Genomic DNA, 2,573 nt, shown 5'->3' on the forward strand with positions numbered 1-2,573 from the left:
GGGGTGCGCACGCAGCCACTCGCCGTCGTTGCGCCAGGCCTCGGCGCCCTGGACCGTCCGGAACGCGGTGAACGTGGCATCCACGTCGACCGCATCGACGGCGCGCAGGGACGGAGGATCCTCGGATGCCGCGAGCGCGGCGAGCAGCCGCGAGAACACCGCGCGGGTGTCGGGATCGACGCAGTCGAGGATCTCTTCGGGCACGAGGAACCGCCACGGCAGGTCGTCGCCCGAGGCGCCGTAGACGTTCTCGGTCGAGGCGGAACCGTCGTAGCTGAGGCACCAGTCGGCCACGCGCTGCAGCGTGTCGCCGTCGCGGGTGAGCCAGCCGATCGTGTCGAACGACTGCGCGAGCGGCAGCATCCCCTGACGCGGGACGAGGTCGTGGGTCGTGCGCAGGCCCCACAGGCCCTGGTACGACGCGGGTACGCGGATGGAGCCCGCGGTGTCGGTCGCGAGACCGACGTCGGCGTGGCCGAGGGCGACGGCCGCGGCCGGTCCGCTCGAGGATCCCCCGGGCAGTGCACCGACGACCGCGCCGTTGGGCGGGGTGCCGTAGTGCACGTTGTCACCCGCGATCGAGTACGCGAACTCGTCGGTGCGGGCGATCCCCCGCAGCGACGCCCCGGCGCGCAACAGGTCGGCCACCGCGGGAGCGGTGACCTTCTCGGGACGCGCCTGCTCGAGGTACGTCGGATTGCCGGCACCGATGCGGAATCCCGCGATCGCGAAGAGGTCCTTCACCGCGACGGTGAGTCCGGCGAGCGGCCCCTCCCACGCGCCCTGCAGGAACGGGTCGCCGACGCTGCGCCAGATCGACCGGTCGAACGCCGGCGTGCGCGGGGTGACGTGCGCGGCGGTGATGACCCACCGGCCGTCGACGCGCTCCCACACCTGCGTCTGCAGACCGCGGCCTCCGCCGGTGAAGCGCGACACCGACACGAGCAGGGCGACGTCGCCGTCGATGCTCGCGACGTCGTGGTCGGCGTCCGGACGGGAGCCGCGGGCCAGCGGGCGGTAGTGGACGTCGGCGATCTCGCGCGGGGGGACGCCGCCGCGCAACGACCGGAATCCGCTGATCGCGTCGTGTCCGACGAGCAGGCCGCCGGAATCCCCGCGCAGGGTCTCGGGTCCGGGTGCGAAGGACGCGTCGAGCGCGTCGAGGTCGTTCGCGACGATCGCCCGCTCGTACGCCTCGAAGGCAGCCCGCAGGTCGGCGGGGATCGTGGCATCCGTCACTGTCGTCCCTTTCTCGGCGCGTCGTCGGACGTCGAGTGTCCAAAACATGCGGATGCTCGCGCGACCCATCCGTGTGTCGTGGACACTGAACCATCGTCCGCAGCGCGACGCGGGATGATGCCGAGGGATGCGCCGGGGGCCTCGGCACGGGCGAGGGCGGCGGCGAGCGCGGGGCTCACGCGGCACCTCCGTCGGTGTCCCGCGGCGCCGGCTCCACCGCCGGGACGGCCGCGAAGTCGGCCTCGCGGATGCGCGCGTGCACGCCCGAGACGATGTCGACGACCTGCGAGATGTCGAAGTCGGTCGCCGCACTCAGGTAGGCGTAGGCGAGGTGCTCGTCCATCCCCCACCGCCCGTTCATCAGCGCGAGCGCGGCGCGCACGCACGCGCGCATCGCCGCGTCGAGGTCGGGGTCCATGCCGGTGGGCACGAGGAACTCGGGGGTGCGCACGAGCGGGCCGGTGACGTCTCCGAACGCGGCGCGGGCGGCATCCGCGGGAATCACCTCGAAGCGCAGCGTCGCCCGGAGCGAGGCCTCGAGCGCCGTGAGCGCCACCTCGCCATCACCCTGGGCGAAGTGCGGATCGCCGACGTAGGCCATCGCCCCCTCGACCTGCACCGGCAGGAACAGGGTCGTCCCCTCGACGAGCAGGTTGATGTCGATGTTGCCGCCGTGGGTTCCGGGCGGGACGGAGTGCGGGCGTTCGTCGCCGGCGACGGCGACGCCCATCGTGCCCAGGAACGGCGCGAGCGGAAAGGCGACGACCGGGGCGCCGCCCTCGACCACGGGCAGCGTGCCGAAGAGTGCACCCGCGCGCTCCTCGACCGACGCGAAGACGCTGACGTTGTGCTCGGTACGGGGCAGTTCGCCCGGCAGCGCCCCCTTGCCGTGCCGGTTCGAGATGACCCCGTAGGGCACGCGCGGCACGAGGGTGTCGACGGTGATCTTGAGCAGGTCGCCGGGGCGCGCGCCCGCCACGCGGACGGGTCCGACGACGACGTGCGGTCCGTCGGCGAAGGGATCCCGCGAGACGGATGCCGCGATCTCGACCGCGTCATCGAGCACCTCGTCGACGGGCACGCCGTGCGCGCCGAAGAACGCTCGCGGGTCCTTGCCCTGGTCGTCGAGCACGCCCTCGTGGCTGACCGTGTCGAACGTCACGCTCTCACCCGACGCGATCTCGAGGACCGCCGCGTCGCTCGCGCACGGAAGGCGCCCCCACAGCACGGTCGCCGGGGTGGCGGGGAGGTAGTGGTCGCCAGGGATGGGGCCGCTGTGCGGCTGGAGGATCGGGAAGGGGGAACGGGCGCTGGGGGTCCCGGTCCCGTTGACG

General features: G+C 73.2%; 2 protein-coding genes. Both read right to left on the minus strand.

Features of this window, described 5'->3' with window-relative positions; translation table 11 throughout:
- A partial coding sequence (locus tag DBR36_RS16875; protein WP_258222963.1) for an AtzH-like domain-containing protein occupies positions 1 to 1,239 on the minus strand: 1,239 nt, incomplete at its 3' end.
- 175 nt (positions 1,240 to 1,414) lie between these two features.
- On the minus strand, positions 1,415 to 2,530 hold the full coding sequence (locus DBR36_RS16880; protein WP_108320844.1) for an acetamidase/formamidase family protein: 1,116 nt from the start codon (positions 2,528 to 2,530) through the stop codon (positions 1,415 to 1,417).
- Positions 2,531 to 2,573 lie beyond the last annotated feature (43 nt).

The sequence above is a fragment of the Microbacterium sp. HMWF026 genome (assembly GCF_003061325.1).
In the GTDB taxonomy this organism is placed as follows: domain Bacteria; phylum Actinomycetota; class Actinomycetes; order Actinomycetales; family Microbacteriaceae; genus Microbacterium; species Microbacterium testaceum_E.